This window comes from Devosia sp. (assembly GCF_017744655.1).
GTDB lineage: Bacteria > Pseudomonadota > Alphaproteobacteria > Rhizobiales > Devosiaceae > Devosia.
Window position 1 is genome coordinate 89,436 of the sequence record NZ_JAGIAW010000014.1, and the last position, 16,672, is coordinate 106,107.

Sequence of the window (16,672 nt, forward strand, 5' to 3'; positions counted from 1 at the left end):
GCCGTGGCTCGCCCCCTTTATCCCTGCACAATTTTCAGGCGACCTGCACATTTGATTGCCTTCCCCAGTGACTTCAATTAAACAAGTCATTGCTTGGAAAATTGGAGGCGATATGTCAGATTCAGTCGAAGGCCGCTGGGCCGAAATTTTCACGCCGCGCTATGCGACCGTGACGCTGATCCTGTGCCTCGGCGTGGCGCTCCTCGCCTTCAACGCTTTCCTCGCCTCGATTTCCCTGCCGACCGCCGTGCAGGAGCTGGGCGGCGTCGCGCTGATTTCCTGGGCACTGACGCTGTTCCTCGTCTTTGCCATTGTCGGCGGTTCGGGCGCAGCTCTGCTCAAGCAGCGCCTTGGCGCTCGCACTGCTCTTCTGGTCTCCGCAGGCGTCTTCCTTCTCGGCACCGTCATCGCCGCCACGGCAACGTCCATGCCGCAGGTGCTTGTCGGCCGCGCCCTTCAGGGCCTTGGCGAAGGCGTGGTTTCGGCCATCTGCTTCGCGCTCATCCCCGAACTCTTCCCTTCCCGCCTCGTGCCCAAGGTTTTTGGCCTGCAGGCTATGATCTGGGCCATCGCGGCCTTTGGCGGCCCTGCCGCTGCCGGCATTCTCACCGAAATGGTCTCCTGGCGCGCCGCCTTCCTGGTCAACGTGCCGCTGGTACTGCTCTTTGCCTCCATGGTCGTCATCAAGGTACCGGCCCATTCCCCCGAAGACCGCGTGGTCGCTCGTTTCCCGGGATTACGACTCTTCACCATTGGCGCCGCGATCATGCTGGTGGCCCTCGCCGCTCTCGCAGCGCCACTGCCGGCCGGGGCCTTGCTGGTCGTCGCTGCCGCCTTGCTCGTGGCCGCCGTATGGATGGATGGCCGGGCCCAAGAGCGTCTAATGCCCCGCGACGCCTTCCGCCCGATTTCGGTCGTCGGCAGCGGGCTTTGGGTGGTGCTGCTCATCAATGTCGCAGGCGCCGGCTCTGCCGTTTATCTCGTGCTCGTCGTTCAGGAAATCTGGGGCTACAAGCCCGCTTCGGCTGGCGCCCTCGCCGCTGTGCTCGCCGTCGCCTGGAGCTTTTCGGCCATCACGGTTGCCAATGTACGCAGCAAGGAAACGCGCAAGACGCTGATCCGGCTGGGGCCAGGCCTCATCGGCCTGGGACTGGTTCTGGTGTTGGCGGGTCTGCAGCTCGATCAGGTCGTCGTAGTGGTCATCGGTCAGCTCGTCATCGGCTCCGGCTTTGGCCTCCACAATGGCTACCTGAACCTCACCGTCATGGAAGCGGCCAGCGACGAAGAGCGTGATCGCGCCTCTGGCTTGATCCCGACGACGCAATCGGCCGGCAATGCCATCGGCGCGGCGCTGGCCGGCGTTGCCGCCAATTCGGGCGGCATGGCAGTGGCAGCTTCCGCCGGCGCGGTAAAGCTGGCCATCGTCCCAGTCTATCTGCTGGGCGTCGCCACGGCTGTACTGGCGCTGGTCGCTGCGTGGCATATGGTCAGTATGGTTCGGCCGCAGGACGCCACTTCGAGCTTCGCAGCCCACTAAAGGTCGGACTTGTCGTCCTGATGGCCCCAGGTCGAAAAAGCCCCGCCGAGGAGACGGTTGCGCGGATCGGTTTGATCCAGCGGCGCCAGCGGGTCGGGCTTTCCCAACTCGCCCGAGCCGTGGGCCGGCGTCCAGTCGAGCCCCGGATCAGGCTCATTGACCATCATCTTCAGCGGATTGTTTGAAATACCATAGACGATCCGATGGCCGAGATCGGGCTGGTCGAGCCCGGTTTCGATCAGAGTCGCCAGATCATCGCGATTGAGCCAAAGCCGCGCCTCTCGCGGCGTGCCGGGATTACCGGCCGTGCAGATGCGGATAGCAAGGCATTCAATGCCGAACTTGTCGAAATAGAGCCGTCCCAGCGTCTCGCCAAAAGCCTTGGAGACGGCATAGAGCGAGTCCGGACGATAAGGGGCACCGAGGTCGAGCGGCGTGTCGCTCGGCGTCGGATACATGCCGACGACGTGATAGGTCGAAGCATAGACTATACGCTTCACCCCCGCTTTGCGGGCCGATTCAAAGATATTGTAGCTGCCGATGATATTGGCATCGAGCACGGTCTGCCACCCGGCCTCCTTGGCCATGCCGCCCAGATGCACGACGCCGGAAATATCCCGCGCCATCAGTCGGTCAACCGCCTCGCGATCCGAGAGGTCGGCGATCTCCACTGCCCCGCCGTCCTCGGCGGGCCGGATATCGGTTGCGAGTACCGCCCTGCCCTTCTGGGCAAACCAGTGGCGCATATGCGTTCCCAGCCTTCCGGAAGCGCCGGTCAGCAGAATAGTCGACATGAAACCTTCCTTATTGCGGAGCGTCGGCGCGCAGGCGCGGATCGGGGCGCGGCACGGCGCCGATCAGGTTCTGCGTATATTCGTGCTGCGGCCTCTCGCAAATCTGAACCACATCGCCAACCTCGACGATTTTGCCATTCTTCATCACCGCAACCCGATCGCAGAAATAGCGGATGACCGAAATATCGTGCGAAATGAACAGGTAAGATAGGCCATATTCGGTCTGCAGGTCGCGCATCAGGTCGAGCACCTGATGGCGCAGCGACACATCCAGCGCCGAGGTCGGCTCATCGGCAATGATGAGGCGCGGCCGCACCGCCACCGCGCGCGCAATGGAAATGCGCTGTCGCTGCCCGCCCGAAAAAGCATGCGGATAGCGATCACCGATATCGGGCGGCAGGCCAACGCGCGAAAGCAGTTCGGAAACTCGATCCATCATCTGCCGCTCGGTCATATCGGTATTGGTCCGCAGCGGCTCCGAAATGGTCTGATAGATGGTCATGCGCGGATTGAGCGAGGAATGCGGGTCCTGAAACACCATGCGCACTTCGCCATAAAGCGACTTCATGCCGGCCTTGTTGAGCGTCGCGATATCGACCGGCTCGCCATTGCTCGGCCAATACATCACCTGTCCCCCGGTCGGGTCATAGACCCGCAACAGCGTACGCCCCAAGGTGGTCTTCCCCGAGCCGGATTCGCCGACTACGCCGACCGTCTCGCCCTGATTAATGGTGAGGCTCACCCCATCAATGGCTTTCAGATAATTGGTGGGCCGCCCCATGAAGCCGGCATTGAGCGGGAAGTGGAGTTCGAGGTTCTCGATTTTTGCGATGGGCTTTTCCGCCACCGGACGCGGCGGGCGCGGCGCCGGGGTTTCGAGTTTCAGCACCGAGCCAAGCAGCGCCCGCGTATAGGCCTGCTGCGGACGCTCGAAGAGATCGAAGACGCCGGCCTCCTCCACCTTCTCGCCTCGGAACATGACCATGACACGATCGGCAATCTGGGCGACGACGCCCATATCATGGGTGATGAATAGCACGGCCATGCCGCGATCCCGCTGCAATTCGCGGATCAGCGAAAGGATTTCGGCTTGCGTCGTCACATCGAGCGCCGTGGTCGGCTCATCGGCAATCAGGATTTCCGGATTGCACGAAAGCGCCATGGCGATCATCGCCCGCTGCCGCATGCCGCCTGAAAATTCGAAGGAGTAGCGATCGAGCGCTTTTTCCGGCTCAGGAATCCTCACCCTGCCCAGCAGCGCCGCCGCCCGCTTGCGCGCCTCCTCCTTGCTGATCTTTTCGTGCAGAAGGATAGTCTCGACGATCTGGTGGCCGATCGTATGGACCGGCGACAGACTGGTCATCGGCTCCTGAAAGATCATGGCAATGCGCCGGCCGCGCACCTCGCGAATGGCGAGGCCACGGCTGCCGAGTTTCACGATGTCGACTTCGCCCGAGCCGGTATCGAGCAGGATCTGCCCGCCGGTAATGGCGCCGGGTTTCGCCACCAATTGCAGAATGGCGCGGGCGGTGACCGATTTGCCCGAACCGCTCTCGCCCACAACGCAGAGTGTTTCACCCCGCTTGAGGTCAAAGCTGACATCTCTGACCGCATGGACCACGGATTTCTGGATCGGAAAATCGACCGAGAGATTGCGGACTTTCAGAATGGTTTCGTCTGACATGACCGGCTCACTTGGCATAGGGGTCGGCAGCGTCGCGGACGCCATCGCCGAGGAAGTTAAGGGCCAGCACCGCCACGACCACGCAGACGCCCGGTACGAATTGCCATGGGGCCTGCGTGATGGCGCGCAGGTTCTGCGCGTCCTGCAAGAGCACGCCCCAGCTGACGATCGGCGGCTGCAGGCCGAGGCCGAGGAAGCTCAGTGCCGTTTCCGCGAGGATCATATTGGGGATGGCCAAAGTAATGGCGGCGATGATGTGCGAATAGAGCGAAGGCATCATGTGACGCATGATGAGGCGAAACTCGCTGACCCCGTCGAGCCGCGCGGCAATGACAAAATCCTCGCGGCGAAGACTGAGGAAGCGGCCCCGGACGACGCGGGCAATTTCCGTCCAGCCGATCAGCGAGAGAATGATCAGGATGGCGAAATAAACCTGTAGCGGTGGCCAATCCTTTGGCATGGCGGCGGCAAGGCCAAGCCACAGCGGAATGGTCGGCACCGAGCGGATAAACTCGATGACGCGCTGAATGACCCGGTCGACAAGACCGCCCCGATAGCCGGAAATGCCGCCCAGGATCAGGCCAATGATGAGCGAGAACGTCACGCCCACAAGGCCGATCGACATGGAGATGCGCGTGCCGTGAATAGTGCGGCTCAGGAGATCGCGGCCAAGGCGATCGCCGCCGATGAGGAAGAAGGGATCAGCCTTATCCACGGGGCCGAGGAAGTGCCGATTGGCCTCCCAGATCCCCCAGAACTTGTAGGGCTGGCCTTCCACAAAAAAACCGATGGGAATGACCTTTTCCGGATCGGGCTGGAAAAGGCGCCGGAAACTCTTGGGATCGACTTGGCTCTTGTAGCCAAGAACATGCGGCGCAAAGCGCGTGCCCTCTTCGTCGGTCAGGAAGAGATGTATCTGCTGAGGCGGCGCGAAAGTGTAGCGCGGGTCGAATTTGCCGGGATCATAGGGCGCCAGAAACTCGGCAAAGGCAGCCACGAGATAGATCAACACCACGACGACGAGCGCGACCATGGCCACGCGATGGCGGCTGAACTTGTGCCAGATCAGCGCCCACTGACTGGCAGCAACGAGGCTGCCGGCATGCACCTGCTGATCGAGCAGTTCAGCATCCTTGGCGGTATCGAAGGGCGCGCTCATGACAGACGGATCCGCGGGTCGGAAATGGCAAGGAGAATGTCGGAAATAAGGGTGCCGATGAGCACCAGCCCACCGGTGAGCAGGATAAAGGCGCCGGCCAGGTACATGTCCTGGCTCTTGAGCGCCTGCAAAAGCAGGGGCCCGGCCGTGGGCAGGTTGAGAACGGTGGACACGATGAGTTCGCCGGAAATAAGGGCCGGAAGTACCCAGCCAATGGTGGAGATGAAGGGATTGAGCGCCACGCGCACCGGATAGGTCAGCACCAGCCGGCCTTCGGGCAGGCCTTTGGCGCGGGCAGCTTCGACATAGGGCTTGTGCAGTTCATCAAGGAGATTGGCGCGCATGATGCGGGTCAGTGCCGCCGTGCTGCCAAGGCCGATGACGAGAATGGGAATCCAGGCATGCTGGAGAAAGTCCAAGACCTTTGCCAGCGAGAATGGCGCATTCTCGAAGGCGGGGGAAAAGAGCCCGCCCACCGACACCCCGAACCACATAGTCGAAATGTAAAGAAGCACGATGGCGACGAGGAATTCGGGCACAGCCGTCGCAAGAAAGGCAAAGGTCGTCGTCAGATAATCAATGACCGAATATTGCCGCACTGCCGAGATGATGCCGATAGGCAGGGAAACCGCCCACATGGTGATCAGCGTCAGGAAGGAGATGAGCGCCGTCATGCCCATGCGGCCCCAGACCAATTCGGTCACCGGCTGGTTCCACTCAAAACTCTGGCCGAAATCACCGCGGGCAATGCCGCCGATCCATTTGAAATATTGCACGGCGACGTTTTCACCCAGGCCATAGCGCTCGCGCAGATTGGCGAGCACAGCGCTGTCGACGGCTTCGCCCGTCTGCGCGATCTGGGCTGCATAGGTCGAGACATAGTCGCCGGGCGGCAATTGGATGACGGTGAAGGCGAGTATCGAGATCGCAAACATGGCCGGGATCATCCCGGCAACCCGCTTGAGAATGAAGATCAGCATGGGCAGCGATCCCTTGGTCGAGGAACCCGGCCGGAAACCGGCCGGGCGAGAAGACAGTGTTAGTTCTTGAAGTAGAACTGCTCGGTATTGAGCGTGCCTGGATCGGGATGGATCCAGCCGGTCGGCGTATCCGCCGGCACATTGCCGAGATTGTTGGAAACCACCGCCAAGCCCGGAATGGCCGTGCTGATGCCGATCTGATAGAATTGGTCGGCCGTGATTTCGAGCAATTGCTGGAAGAGCGCAGCCTGTTCCTGAGGGTTCGACGTACCCTTGATCTGGTCGTAAAGCGCCCACTGCTCCTTGACGTAGTCGGGCGGCTCGGTGCCACCGTCGCCGATATAATATTTGGACCAATCGACGGCGAAGTTGGACTCGGTGGAGAACGGGAAGTAGTCGCGCGGGTCGATGAAGACGTCTATGCCGCCCGAAGTGGCGCCCCAGACGACTATGTCGTGCTGGCTCGCTGTCTTTTCCTCGTAAAAGCGTGTGCGATCTTGCGCCGAGAAGCGCGCATCCACGCCCACGGCTTGCCAATACTGCGTCAGGAGTTCGGCGGCATCGGCATGGGCGCCCAGCGCCGTCACAGCCGCGACATTGACGACAAGCGGACTGCCGTCGGGCGCCAGACGGAAGCCATTGCCACCGCGCTTGTCGAGACCGATGGAGTCGAGCAGGCGATTGGCCTCATCGACATCGTATTCGAGATATTGGGTAGCGAGCCGCTCATTGTAGAAAGGCGTACCCTCGCGCGGCGAAACCTGCTGCGGCGTCCCTTGGCCCAAATAGAGCGTATCGATGATCGCAACGCGGTCTAGCGCATGCGACAGAGCAATACGGAAGTCCTTGTTGTCAAAAACTTCAGCCTTTACCGGGTCATGCGAATTGAGATTGACCGAGATGGCAAGCGAATTGCCGACGCGAGATTCACGCGGCGAAATATAGAAATTGCCCGCCTCCTCGCCTTCCACCAGTACCGGCAGGTTTGCGGCATTGGCGATATGGCGCACTTCATAGTCGATTTCACCGGCCAGAACGCTGAGCAGCAGCGTCTGCGCCTCGGCATTCACCGAAATGCTGAGCCCGTCGATATAGGGGAGCTGGTTACCGGCGGTATCGACTTTCCAGTAATAGGGATTGCGCTCGAACGAGACGCGTGTCGCACCCGCCACATAGGGATCGGTGATACGCCAGGCTTCGAGCGTTGGCCGCTCGGGATTGCGCCAGCGCTGGATATTCTCGATGCCGACGCCGCACATATTGGTCATGTGCTCGGCCCAATCGGCAACCCCGGCCGCCTTGGCATTGGCATCTGCGTCTGGATTGTATTTGGGCATGAACTGGCTGCAATAGGCCTTGTTCAGCAGCGCCAGCTGCACGCCATAGACGCTGGCAGCATTGATGACGAAAAGACCATTGGGCTTGGTCCATGAAATGGTGAATTCGGTTGGTGAAGCCACCGAGATCGTCGGCAATTCGCCTTCGACTGTCAGCCAACCCGGCTTGGTCGGAAAGAGCTTTTCATCGGGCAAGACGTCTTCGATGAAGAAGGCGATGTCATCGGCGGTGAACGGACTGCCGTCAGACCACTTCATGCCCTCGCGCAAGGTGAAGGTGAAGGACTTGCTGTCCTCGCTTGCCGTATAGCCGCTGGCGATATTGGGGTATACGTCGCCGCTCCAATCCGCATCCCAGGTGAGAAGCGGCTCGTAGCCGAAATAGGTGAAGAGCATGTTGCGGTCATTGCCGCCCACCATGCCGCCGCGGAACGTGCCGCCATATTTGCCGACTTCATTGACGGGAGTGACGACGCGCGGCTCGCTGCCGACGCGCTCGGCCACCGGCGGCAAATCCAGACCGTCGAGCGCCGGAGACTGATGATATTCCTGGGCCCATGCAGCACCGCTCGCGAGCGCTGCAAACGAGATTCCCGCCAGGGCGGCTACCCTCAGATGTTTCAAATTTTCCTCCCGTCAGACTGAGTTCGTCGGCGGATGTACCGTTCCGGACGATTGCTGAGGGCTGCACTTTTGTATGACTGCAATGGCCATGTCAATAATCAATCATACTTCTTTTTCAGATTGCACATATTGGCGCCGTTGACAGCCCTTATGGAGCGAGGCATACAGGAAGAAGTATTACTAATCGCCGCTGCAGGAGACCGGACGTGAACTTCGACGAACTCAAGACCAAGATCGGCTCGGGCCTCTTGTCATTTCCGGTGACCGACTTCGATGCCGCAGGCGAGTTCGATCGCAAATCCTACGCCAAGCGGCTGCAATGGCTTTCCTCCTATGACTCGGCGGGCCTCTTCGCAGCGGGCGGTACGGGCGAGTTCTTCTCGATCGGCTATGATGGGGAATATGACAACATCATCGGCACCGCGGTGAGCAATGCTGCAGCCGGCGTGCCGGTTCTGGCCGGCGTCGGCTATGGCACACGCATGGCAGTGGACCTGGCAAAGCGTGCCGAAAAGGCGGGCGCCGCCGGCATTCTGGTCCTGCCGCATTATCTGATGTTTGCCGAACAGGAAGGCATCATCGCCCATATGAAGGCCATCTGTGACGCTGTGAAGATCGGCGTCATCTATTATGCGCGCGACAATACGCGCCTGACGCCGCAATCCCTGGCAAAGCTGGCCGAGATGTGCCCGAATCTCATCGGCTACAAGGACGGCATCGGCGACCTGCAGCTGATGGTGAAAATCTCCACCCTGATCGGCGACCGCGTGGTGCATATCGGCGGCCTGCCCACCGCCGAAGTCTTTGCTCAGCCCTATCTCGAAATGGGCGTCACCACCTATTCCTCAGCCGTGTTCAACTTCGTGCCGGAACTGGCCCTGCGCTTCTACAAGGCGGTACGCGCCCGCGACACCGCAACGATCGAAGCGCTGCTCAAAAACTTCTATCTGCCACTGATCGAACTGCGCGACCGCAAGCGTGGCTATGCCGTTTCCATGGTCAAGGCCGGCGCAGATATCGTCGGCCGCAGCGCCGGCAGGGTGCGCAGCCCGCTGACAGAACTGACCGGCGAGGAGCGCGAGGAGCTTTCGCAACTCATTGCCGCCAATCGCTGAGACACTCGCGCCTCCCTGCGTGAAAAGGCCCGGATCGCAAGATCCGGGCCTTTTTCTTCGGTTTTGAGATGCTTGACTACCCACCAGTCGTCACCCCGGCGAAGGCCGGGGCCCAACTTGAGATCTCGGGATGGGCCCCGGCCTTCGCCGGGGTGACAATCGAGATTTTGGCAATCTCATTGATCGGAAACAGGGATTCCCGCTTTCGCAGGAATGACACCGTGGGTGTGGGACGTCGGGCGAAAACCTTCAGGCCCCGTAAGGGTCCCAGCCATTGGCCTGGAACAAGCCGATGATGTAGCCATAGCAGAAAGCAAAGGCCGTCTCGAAGGGCGCCTCGCCATCGATGTGGGGCACATGGTCGGGCATGATCATGCAGTCGACGCCGACTTCCTTATAGATCTTCAGGCTCGCCGCCATGTCCATATCGCCGGCATCGGGAAACTCCTCGGTAAAGGAATAGCGACCGCCCTTGATGTTGCGGAAGTGTACGTTGAAAATCTTCTTCCGCTCGCCGAACCAGCGGATGATATCGCCGATTTCCTCGCGCGGATTGTCAAGGCTTTCCGCCACCGTGCCCTGGCAGAAATTGAGCCCGTGATAGGGGCTTTCGGCAATGGACACGAACTTTTTGAGCCCTTCAGCCGAGCCCAATACGCGCTCTTCCATGCCGCGATAGCCGGGACGAGTCAGCGGATCGTGCGGGTGACAGGCAAGGCGCACCTTGCTCGCTTCCGCCACCGGCACGACGCGCTCGAGGAACCAGGTAATGCGCTCCCACATCTCGTCGGCACTGACGCTGCCGGCGCTGCTGGGAACAGCGTCGTCAGTCGTCTGATCGTGTCGGAAGGTGGACATGATGGCACCACCCCGACCGCGTTCGGACGGGGTACGCGGAATACCCAGAATGTTGAAATTGTACTTTGCCGCCTTGATACCAAGAGCGCCCAGCGTCTCGATCAACCGACAGATGCTGTCGACCTCGCGCTCGCGATCCGGATCCTGCCCCAGCACGATCGAAGGCGATTTCACCTTGTCGACACCGGCCGAAGACATGGGCAATTGCACCATGTCGAGCACCAGGCCCGCCGCTTCGATCCGCTCGATATGGCGCTCCAGCACATCGCGTGTCCAATCATGCGGGTTGCCCACCGGATCGACGCAAACGTGGCGCAGACCAAGCTGCGCCAGCTGACGCAGGTGGGCATCCCCCACCTCGTTGAATTTCTCCCCGCTCAGCTGGGTGCCCACATACATGCCGAAATTCCTCAAGTGTTATGACTTCTACGAAGTTGTATGAAAAATCTGCGCATGCTACAAGAAAAAGAGGTCGATAGCTGAGACATTTTCTCTCCATCAGCAGGATCGCAGCACGAGAAGGATGACAAATCCGGCACAGCATGGCATGCGATAGGAGCCCCCACTCTGCTGCAATGTGCTAGCAGACTGTTACCATCGAGGACGCGAAAAGCGGAAAATGGCTGAAATCGTTGCCCTGCGATTGACGGATCGCGTCAAGGACGGCCTCGTCCGTCTCATTACCGATACTGGCCTCAAGCCAGGCGACAAGCTGCCCCCGGCCGACAGGCTCTGCGAGACGTTCGACGTGAGCCGCACCGTCGTGCGCGAAGCCATTGCCAGCCTCAAGGCCGAAGGTCGGCTGCGTTCGCTGCGCGGTAGCGGCGTCTATGTCAGCGAGCCGCCCAAAGTTCTGGGGGGCTCCATGTTCATGGAAGCGCCGCAGGACATTGCCGATGTGCTCGACCTGATCGAGTTCCGCATGAGCGTCGAAATCGAGGCTGCGGGTCTCGCCGCCGAGCGCCGGACCGAAACCAACCTACTTCGCATGGAACAGGCACTGTCCCAATTTGCCCGGCACCTGGCCGACAATACGCTGGCGACCGACGCCGATCGTGCCTTTCATCGCGCGATTGCCGACGCCACCAACAATTCCCGTTTTCGCCTCTTCGTCGATGAAATGGGCGAAAGGCTGATCCCGCGCCGGGCGCTTGGCGCTAGCTTCAGCGACGAAAAGGACAAGGCCGAGTTTCTGGAAAACATCCAGACCGAGCACCGCCGCATTTTTGAGGCTATCAGCGACCGCCAGCCGGACGTGGCGCGCATCGCCATGCGCCAACACCTCGAAGGCGGCCGCCGTCGCTATCGCGAGTGGAGCCTCGCCCACGATCTCGGCCAATGAGAGCGCCATGACGCAGCCTGACGTGAACTGGGTGATCCGCGAGCGCTTTGGTGTAGCCGAAAGTCCGGTGTGGGACGCGGCCAAAGGGCGCCTGCTGTGGTGCGATATTCCGGCTGGCGCGATCCATGCGCTCGATATTGCCACTGGCGAACGGGCGCTTTGGGAATTCGGCGAGCCTGTGCCCAGCCTTGGGCTGGCGAAGAACGGCAAGCTGGTCGTGGCTCTGCGCAATGATGTTATTGTCTTCGATCCGGCTACCGGCGTGCGAGAGCGCGTGGCGCGGATCAAGCACGCCAAACCCGACATGCGGCTTAATGACGGCAAGGTGGGACCGGATGGCGCCTTCTGGGTCGGCAGCATGGATGCGGCGCCCGGCGACGTGCCAGCCGCAAAGCTTTACCGCGTGGCCCCCAATGGCGACGTGCGCGTGGTCGCCGAAGGGATCGCCATTTCCAATGGCCTTGCCTGGAATGCCGATGCCACCCTGCTCTACCATTCGGACTCGCGCGGCAGCATGTGGCTCGACTGCTGGGATTTCGATCGCGCAACCGGCTCGGTCAGCAACCGCCGCCGCTTGCGGGACAATGACGAAGCCAATGGTAGGCCCGATGGCGGCGCCTGCGATATCCTGGGCAATTATTGGTCCGCGGGCCCCTCCGCCAGCCGCATCAATCGCTTTTCGGCGACGGGCGACTTGCTGGACTGGGTGGACGTACCCCTGAAATACCCCACCATGCCGTGCTTTGGCGGGGCGGATATGAAGACGGTATTCGTGACGAGCCTCAATTCACGCAAGGACGGGCGCGATGGGATCGTGCAGTTCCAGGTGGATGCGCCGGGAGTGCCGGTTGGGCTGTTTGGGTAGGCGTGGCAATTGACAGCTTGACTACCTTGGCTCAGGACCAGTGGTCACAAACCCGCGCCACTGGAGAACTGAATGGGACACCGGCTTTCCAAGATCGTCACCCGCACCGGCGACGATGGCACGACGGGGCTCTCGGACGGGTCGCGTGTGCGAAAGGACGATGCGCTCATTGAAGCCATCGGCACGGTGGATGAACTCAACAGCGTCATCGGCTTTGCCGAAAGCCAACAGACCCTCCCGCACCTGCGCGAAGCACTGGTGTCGATCCAGCACGATCTCTTCGATCTTGGCGGCGCCCTCTCCCTGCCCGGTCACCCTCTTCTTACCGAGGCGCATGTCGAGGCGCTGGAGCAGACAGTCGGCGCCTGGAACGCCGACCTGACCCCATTGAAGGAATTCATTCTGCCCGGAGGTTCGCCTGCCGTCGCCGCGATGCACATGGCACGAACGGTATGCCGCCGCGCCGAGCGCCGGCTGCTCTCGCTCGACGACGAGCGCACCGCCAACGGACGGGTCTATCTGAACCGCCTGTCGGACCTGCTGTTTGTTGGCGCCCGTCTTGCCTCAGAAGGGCAAGAACGGAGCTGGAAGCCCCAGCGTTTTTCCTGAAAACGCTCAGCCGGCGGGCGTATAGTTGAGGATAGGCGCCAGCCAACGCTCCACTTCGGCCAGATCCATACCCTTGCGCTGGGCATAGTCGATCGCCTGATCGCGCTCGACCTTAGCGACGCCGAAATAGTAGGCGTCGGGATGGCCGATATAGATGCCCGAAACCGATGAGCCCGGCCACATGGCCATGCTTTCGGTCAGCGTCACGCCCGTGGAAGCCTCCGCATCGAGCAGGCGGAACAGCGTCACCTTCTCGGTATGGTCTGGCTGGGCCGGATAGCCCGGCGCCGGACGGATGCCGCGATAGGGTTCGCCGATCAACTCATTGGGCGCAAAGGTTTCATCGGCGCCATAGCCCCAAAGCTCCTTGCGCACGCGCTGGTGCAGCATTTCGGCCATGGCCTCGGCATACCGGTCGGCCAAAGCCTTGACCATGATCGACCCAAAATCGTCGTTCGCCCGCTTGAAGCGCTCGGCGATCTCGTTCTCTTCGGGACCAGCCGTGACGACGAAGCCGCCGACATAGTCCTTCGTGCCCGCTGGCGCCACGAAATCGGCCAGCGCCACATTGGGGCGGTTTTCGCGCTTGGAGGTCTGCTGGCGCAGCGTATAGAGCGTTGCCAGCTCATCCCGACGATCTTCCGCCGTGAAAAGCTTGATATCGTCACCCACCGTATTGGCCGGCCAGAAGCCGACCACGGCGCGCGGCTTGAACCACTTTTCGGCGATGACCTTCTTGAGCATGTCCTGCGCATCGGAGAACAGCTGGCGTGCCACTTCGCCCTGCTTTTCGTCTTCCAGGATGCGCGGATAGACGCCCTTCAATTCCCAGGTCTGGAAGAAGGGTGTCCAGTCGATGTAGCGGGCGATCTCAGAGAGATCCCAATCCTCGATGACGCGCGTCCCGAGGAACTGCGGGGCATTCACCTTGTAGTCGGACCAGTCGACCTTGAAGGCGTTTTCGCGCGCCGCAGCCAGCGGCAGACGCTGTTTTGCGAGTTCGGCGCGCTCGTGCTTTTCGGCGACATCGACATATTCGGCGCGGATGCCGGCGACATAATCGGGCTTCATTTCCGGCGACAGCAACTGGCCGACGACACCCACTGCGCGGCTGGCATCGGTGACATAGATGGCCTGCCCCTTGGTGTATCGCGGCGCGATCTTCACCGCGGTATGCACGCGCGAGGTCGTTGCGCCGCCAATCAGCAACGGCAGGTCAAAACCCTCGCGCTCCATTTCGCTGGCAAGATGCACCATCTCGTCGAGTGAAGGCGTGATCAGACCCGAAAGGCCGATGACATCGACCTTTTCGGCCCGCGCCACTTCCAGAATTTTCTGCGGCGGCACCATGACGCCGAGATCGATGATCTCGTAATTGTTGCAGGCCAGCACGACGCCGACGATGTTCTTGCCGATGTCGTGCACGTCGCCCTTGACCGTCGCCATCAGGATCTTGCCGGCTGACTGACGATCGGAACCGCCATTGGCGGCCTTCTCCGCTTCCATATAGGGCAGCAAAACGGCCACGGCCTGCTTCATCACGCGGGCCGATTTCACCACCTGCGGCAGGAACATTTTTCCTGCGCCAAAGAGGTCGCCGACGACGTTCATGCCGGCCATCAGCGGGCCTTCGATGACGTGCAGCGGGCGCGCCGCGGCAAGGCGCGCTTCTTCGGTATCGGCCTCGATGAATTCGGTAATGCCATTGACCAGCGCATGCTCGATGCGCTTCTCGATCGGCCATTCGCGCCAGGTAAGATCGCGGACCTTTTCCTCGCGGGCGCCGCCCTTGAAGCGCTCGGCGATTTCCAGCATGCGCTCGGTCGCCGTGCCGCCGGCCTTGGGTTTTCTGTTGAGGACCACGTCCTCGCAGGCCTCGCGCAGTTCGGGGTCGATCTGGTCATAGACGGCAAGCTGGCCGGCATTGACGATGCCCATATCCATGCCAACCCTAATGGCGTGGTAGAGGAACACCGCATGCATGGCTTCGCGCACCGGCTCATTGCCGCGGAAGCTGAACGAGAGGTTGGAAACGCCGCCCGAAATATGGGCGTGCGGCAGATTCTTGCGGATCCAGGCGGTCGCTTCGATAAAGTCCACGCCATAGTTGTCATGCTCTTCGATACCGGTCGCGATAGCGAAAACGTTCGGGTCGAAGATGATGTCTTCGGGCGGAAAACCCATCTCATCGACAAGGATTTTGTATGCCCGCGCGCAGATATCGATCTTGCGCTGATAGGTGTCAGCCTGGCCGGTCTCGTCGAAGGCCATGACCACGACGGCGGCGCCATAGGCCATGCAGAGCGCCGCATGGTGGCGGAACTGCTCTTCGCCTTCCTTGAGCGAGATCGAATTGACGATCGGCTTGCCCTGCACGCATTGCAGGCCCGCCTCGATCACTTCCCATTTGGAACTGTCGATCATCACCGGCACGCGAGCGATTTCCGGCTCCGAAGCGATGAGATTGAGGAACTCGACCATCGCCGCCTTGGAGTCGATCAGACCCTCGTCCATGTTGATGTCGATGACCTGCGCGCCATTCTCGACCTGGTCCCGCGCTACCGCGAGGGCCGCGGTGTAGTCGCGCGCCGTGATCAGCTTGCGGAAGCGCGCGCTGCCGGTGACATTGGTGCGTTCGCCGATATTGACGAAGGGAATATCGGGCGTGAGGACGAAGGGTTCGAGGCCGGAGAGACGGAGATAGGGCTTCACGGCACGAGCCTCGGAGCAACGCCGGCAACGGCCGCAGCGATGGCACGGATATGGTCCGGCGTCGTGCCGCAGCAGCCGCCAACCACGTTGACGATACCTTCGCGGGCGAACTCACCCACCTGCTTGGCCGTGTCCTCCGGACCTTCGTCATATTGGCCGAAGGCATTGGGCAGGCCGGCATTGGGATAGGCGCAGGTAAAGGTGTCAGCGACGCCGGAGATTTCCGCCATGTGCGGGCGCATCGCCTCGGCGCCGAGCGCACAGTTGAGCCCGATGGTGAACGGGCGCGAGTGCTTTACCGAATGCCAGAAGGCGGTCGGGGTCTGGCCGGTCAGTGTGCGGCCGGACGCGTCGGTGATCGTGCCCGAAATCATCATCGGCAGCGCCACGCCGCGCGCCTCGAACGCCTCCACACAGGCGAAAATGGCCGCCTTGGCATTGAGCGTATCGAAGATGGTTTCGATGAGAATGACATCGGCGCCGCCTTCGATGAGGCCATTCACCTGCTGCGAATAGGCCTTCCGAAGGTCCTCGAACGTGACGGCGCGAAAACCGGGATTGTTCACATCGGGGCTGATCGAGGCCGTGCGGTTGGTCGGCCCGACGGCACCGGCAACGAAGCGCGGCTTGCCATCAATGGCCGTGGCGCGATCGAGTGCCCGGCGAACGACGCGCGCGCCTTCGACATTGAGATCATGCACAGCCGATTCCATGCCGTAATCGGCCTGGGCAATGGTGGTCGCCGAAAAGGTATTGGTCTCGACGATATCGGCGCCGGCCATGGCATATTTGAAGTGAATCTCTTCAATCGCCTCGGGCTGGGTCAGAATCAGAAGGTCGTTATTGCCCTTCTGCGGGTGATCGGAATGGTGCCGGCAGGCATGGCCCGAGCCATGGCCGACAAAGTCGTCCTCGGAGAGCCCAAGCCCCTGAATCTGCGTGCCCATGGCGCCATCCAGAATAAGGATGCGTTCGCGCGCCAGGCGCTCCAGGGCTTTGCGGCTGGGGGAAGCAACTGCCGACATGACTACCTCGCAAGTGTTGAGGCCTTTTATC

At 61.3% G+C, this 16,672-nt stretch carries 11 protein-coding genes and 1 pseudogene; 5 read left to right on the plus strand and 7 right to left on the minus strand.

Annotated elements, in window-relative coordinates:
* The first annotated feature begins 112 nt into the window (after positions 1-112).
* The gene (locus J7557_RS20140; protein WP_291422011.1) at positions 113-1,537 is read left to right on the plus strand and encodes an MFS transporter; all 1,425 of its coding nucleotides are present in this window, start codon (positions 113-115) and stop codon (positions 1,535-1,537) included.
* On the opposite strand, the gene J7557_RS20145 is transcribed toward J7557_RS20140, so the two are convergent.
* From J7557_RS20145 to J7557_RS20165, 5 genes are read right to left on the minus strand one after another with little or no spacing between them, the layout of a single operon-like run.
* A complete protein-coding gene (locus J7557_RS20145; protein ID WP_291422014.1) occupies positions 1,534-2,331 on the minus strand; it encodes an NAD(P)-dependent oxidoreductase in 798 nt (265 codons plus the stop codon). The two genes, J7557_RS20140 and J7557_RS20145, sit on opposite strands and share 4 nt — an antisense overlap.
* Positions 2,332-2,341: 10 nt before the next feature.
* Positions 2,342-4,015 carry an ABC transporter ATP-binding protein gene (locus J7557_RS20150; RefSeq protein ID WP_291422016.1) on the minus strand — a complete coding sequence of 558 codons (1,674 nt, stop codon included), beginning with the start codon at positions 4,013-4,015 and terminating at the stop codon, positions 2,342-2,344.
* Positions 4,016-4,022: 7 nt separating this feature from the next.
* Complete coding sequence (locus tag J7557_RS20155) at positions 4,023-5,174, minus strand: ABC transporter permease (RefSeq protein WP_291422018.1); 1,152 nt, start codon at positions 5,172-5,174, stop codon at positions 4,023-4,025.
* Positions 5,171-6,154, minus strand: coding sequence for an ABC transporter permease (locus tag J7557_RS20160; protein WP_291422020.1), 984 nt, complete (start codon positions 6,152-6,154; stop codon positions 5,171-5,173). Before J7557_RS20160 ends, J7557_RS20155 begins: the two co-directional genes overlap by 4 nt.
* A gap of 59 nt (positions 6,155-6,213) precedes the next feature.
* Complete coding sequence (locus tag J7557_RS20165; protein ID WP_291422021.1) at positions 6,214-8,115, minus strand: ABC transporter substrate-binding protein; 1,902 nt, start codon at positions 8,113-8,115, stop codon at positions 6,214-6,216.
* Between the two features lie 206 nt (positions 8,116-8,321).
* Here J7557_RS20165 and kdgD point away from each other — a divergent pair, with 206 nt between their 5' ends.
* Positions 8,322-9,230 (plus strand): 5-dehydro-4-deoxyglucarate dehydratase, encoded by a 909-nt coding sequence (gene kdgD, locus J7557_RS20170; protein WP_291422022.1) that lies wholly within the window; start codon positions 8,322-8,324, stop codon positions 9,228-9,230.
* A gap of 249 nt (positions 9,231-9,479) precedes the next feature.
* Here kdgD and J7557_RS20175 read toward each other — a convergent pair whose 3' ends face one another.
* Positions 9,480-10,487, minus strand: coding sequence for a mannonate dehydratase (locus J7557_RS20175; RefSeq protein ID WP_291422024.1), 1,008 nt, complete (start codon positions 10,485-10,487; stop codon positions 9,480-9,482).
* A gap of 220 nt (positions 10,488-10,707) precedes the next feature.
* Here J7557_RS20175 and J7557_RS20180 point away from each other — a divergent pair, with 220 nt between their 5' ends.
* From J7557_RS20180 to J7557_RS20190, 3 genes are all read left to right on the plus strand, one after another.
* Complete coding sequence (locus J7557_RS20180) at positions 10,708-11,430, plus strand: FadR/GntR family transcriptional regulator (protein WP_291422027.1); 723 nt, start codon at positions 10,708-10,710, stop codon at positions 11,428-11,430.
* 7 nt (positions 11,431-11,437) lie between these two features.
* Entirely contained in the window at positions 11,438-12,295 is an 858-nt protein-coding gene (locus tag J7557_RS20185) for an SMP-30/gluconolactonase/LRE family protein (protein ID WP_291422029.1), read from the plus strand.
* A 72-nt stretch (positions 12,296-12,367) separates the two neighbouring features.
* Positions 12,368-12,904: a cob(I)yrinic acid a,c-diamide adenosyltransferase gene (locus tag J7557_RS20190; protein WP_291422031.1), complete on the plus strand. Its 537-nt coding sequence runs from the start codon at positions 12,368-12,370 to the stop codon at positions 12,902-12,904.
* A 6-nt stretch (positions 12,905-12,910) separates the two neighbouring features.
* On the opposite strand, the pseudogene metH reads toward J7557_RS20190, so the two are convergent.
* Positions 12,911-16,641: pseudogene (gene metH, locus J7557_RS20195) on the minus strand (methionine synthase).
* Between the last annotated feature and the right edge of the window lie 31 nt (positions 16,642-16,672).

What these genes read in the sequence shown, in the direction of transcription:
- J7557_RS20140 (WP_291422011.1), top strand. Translation starts at nt 113, where the DNA reads ATGTCAGATTCAGTCGAAGGCCGCTGGGCCGAAATTTTCACGCCGCGC.
- J7557_RS20145 (WP_291422014.1), bottom strand. Translation starts at nt 2,331, where the DNA reads ATGTCGACTATTCTGCTGACCGGCGCTTCCGGAAGGCTGGGAACGCAT.
- J7557_RS20150 (WP_291422016.1), bottom strand. Translation starts at nt 4,015, where the DNA reads ATGTCAGACGAAACCATTCTGAAAGTCCGCAATCTCTCGGTCGATTTT.
- J7557_RS20155 (WP_291422018.1), bottom strand. Translation starts at nt 5,174, where the DNA reads ATGAGCGCGCCCTTCGATACCGCCAAGGATGCTGAACTGCTCGATCAG.
- J7557_RS20160 (WP_291422020.1), bottom strand. Translation starts at nt 6,154, where the DNA reads ATGCTGATCTTCATTCTCAAGCGGGTTGCCGGGATGATCCCGGCCATG.
- J7557_RS20175 (WP_291422024.1), bottom strand. Translation starts at nt 10,487, where the DNA reads ATGTATGTGGGCACCCAGCTGAGCGGGGAGAAATTCAACGAGGTGGGG.
- J7557_RS20180 (WP_291422027.1), top strand. Translation starts at nt 10,708, where the DNA reads ATGGCTGAAATCGTTGCCCTGCGATTGACGGATCGCGTCAAGGACGGC.
- J7557_RS20185 (WP_291422029.1), top strand. Translation starts at nt 11,438, where the DNA reads ATGACGCAGCCTGACGTGAACTGGGTGATCCGCGAGCGCTTTGGTGTA.
- J7557_RS20190 (WP_291422031.1), top strand. Translation starts at nt 12,368, where the DNA reads ATGGGACACCGGCTTTCCAAGATCGTCACCCGCACCGGCGACGATGGC.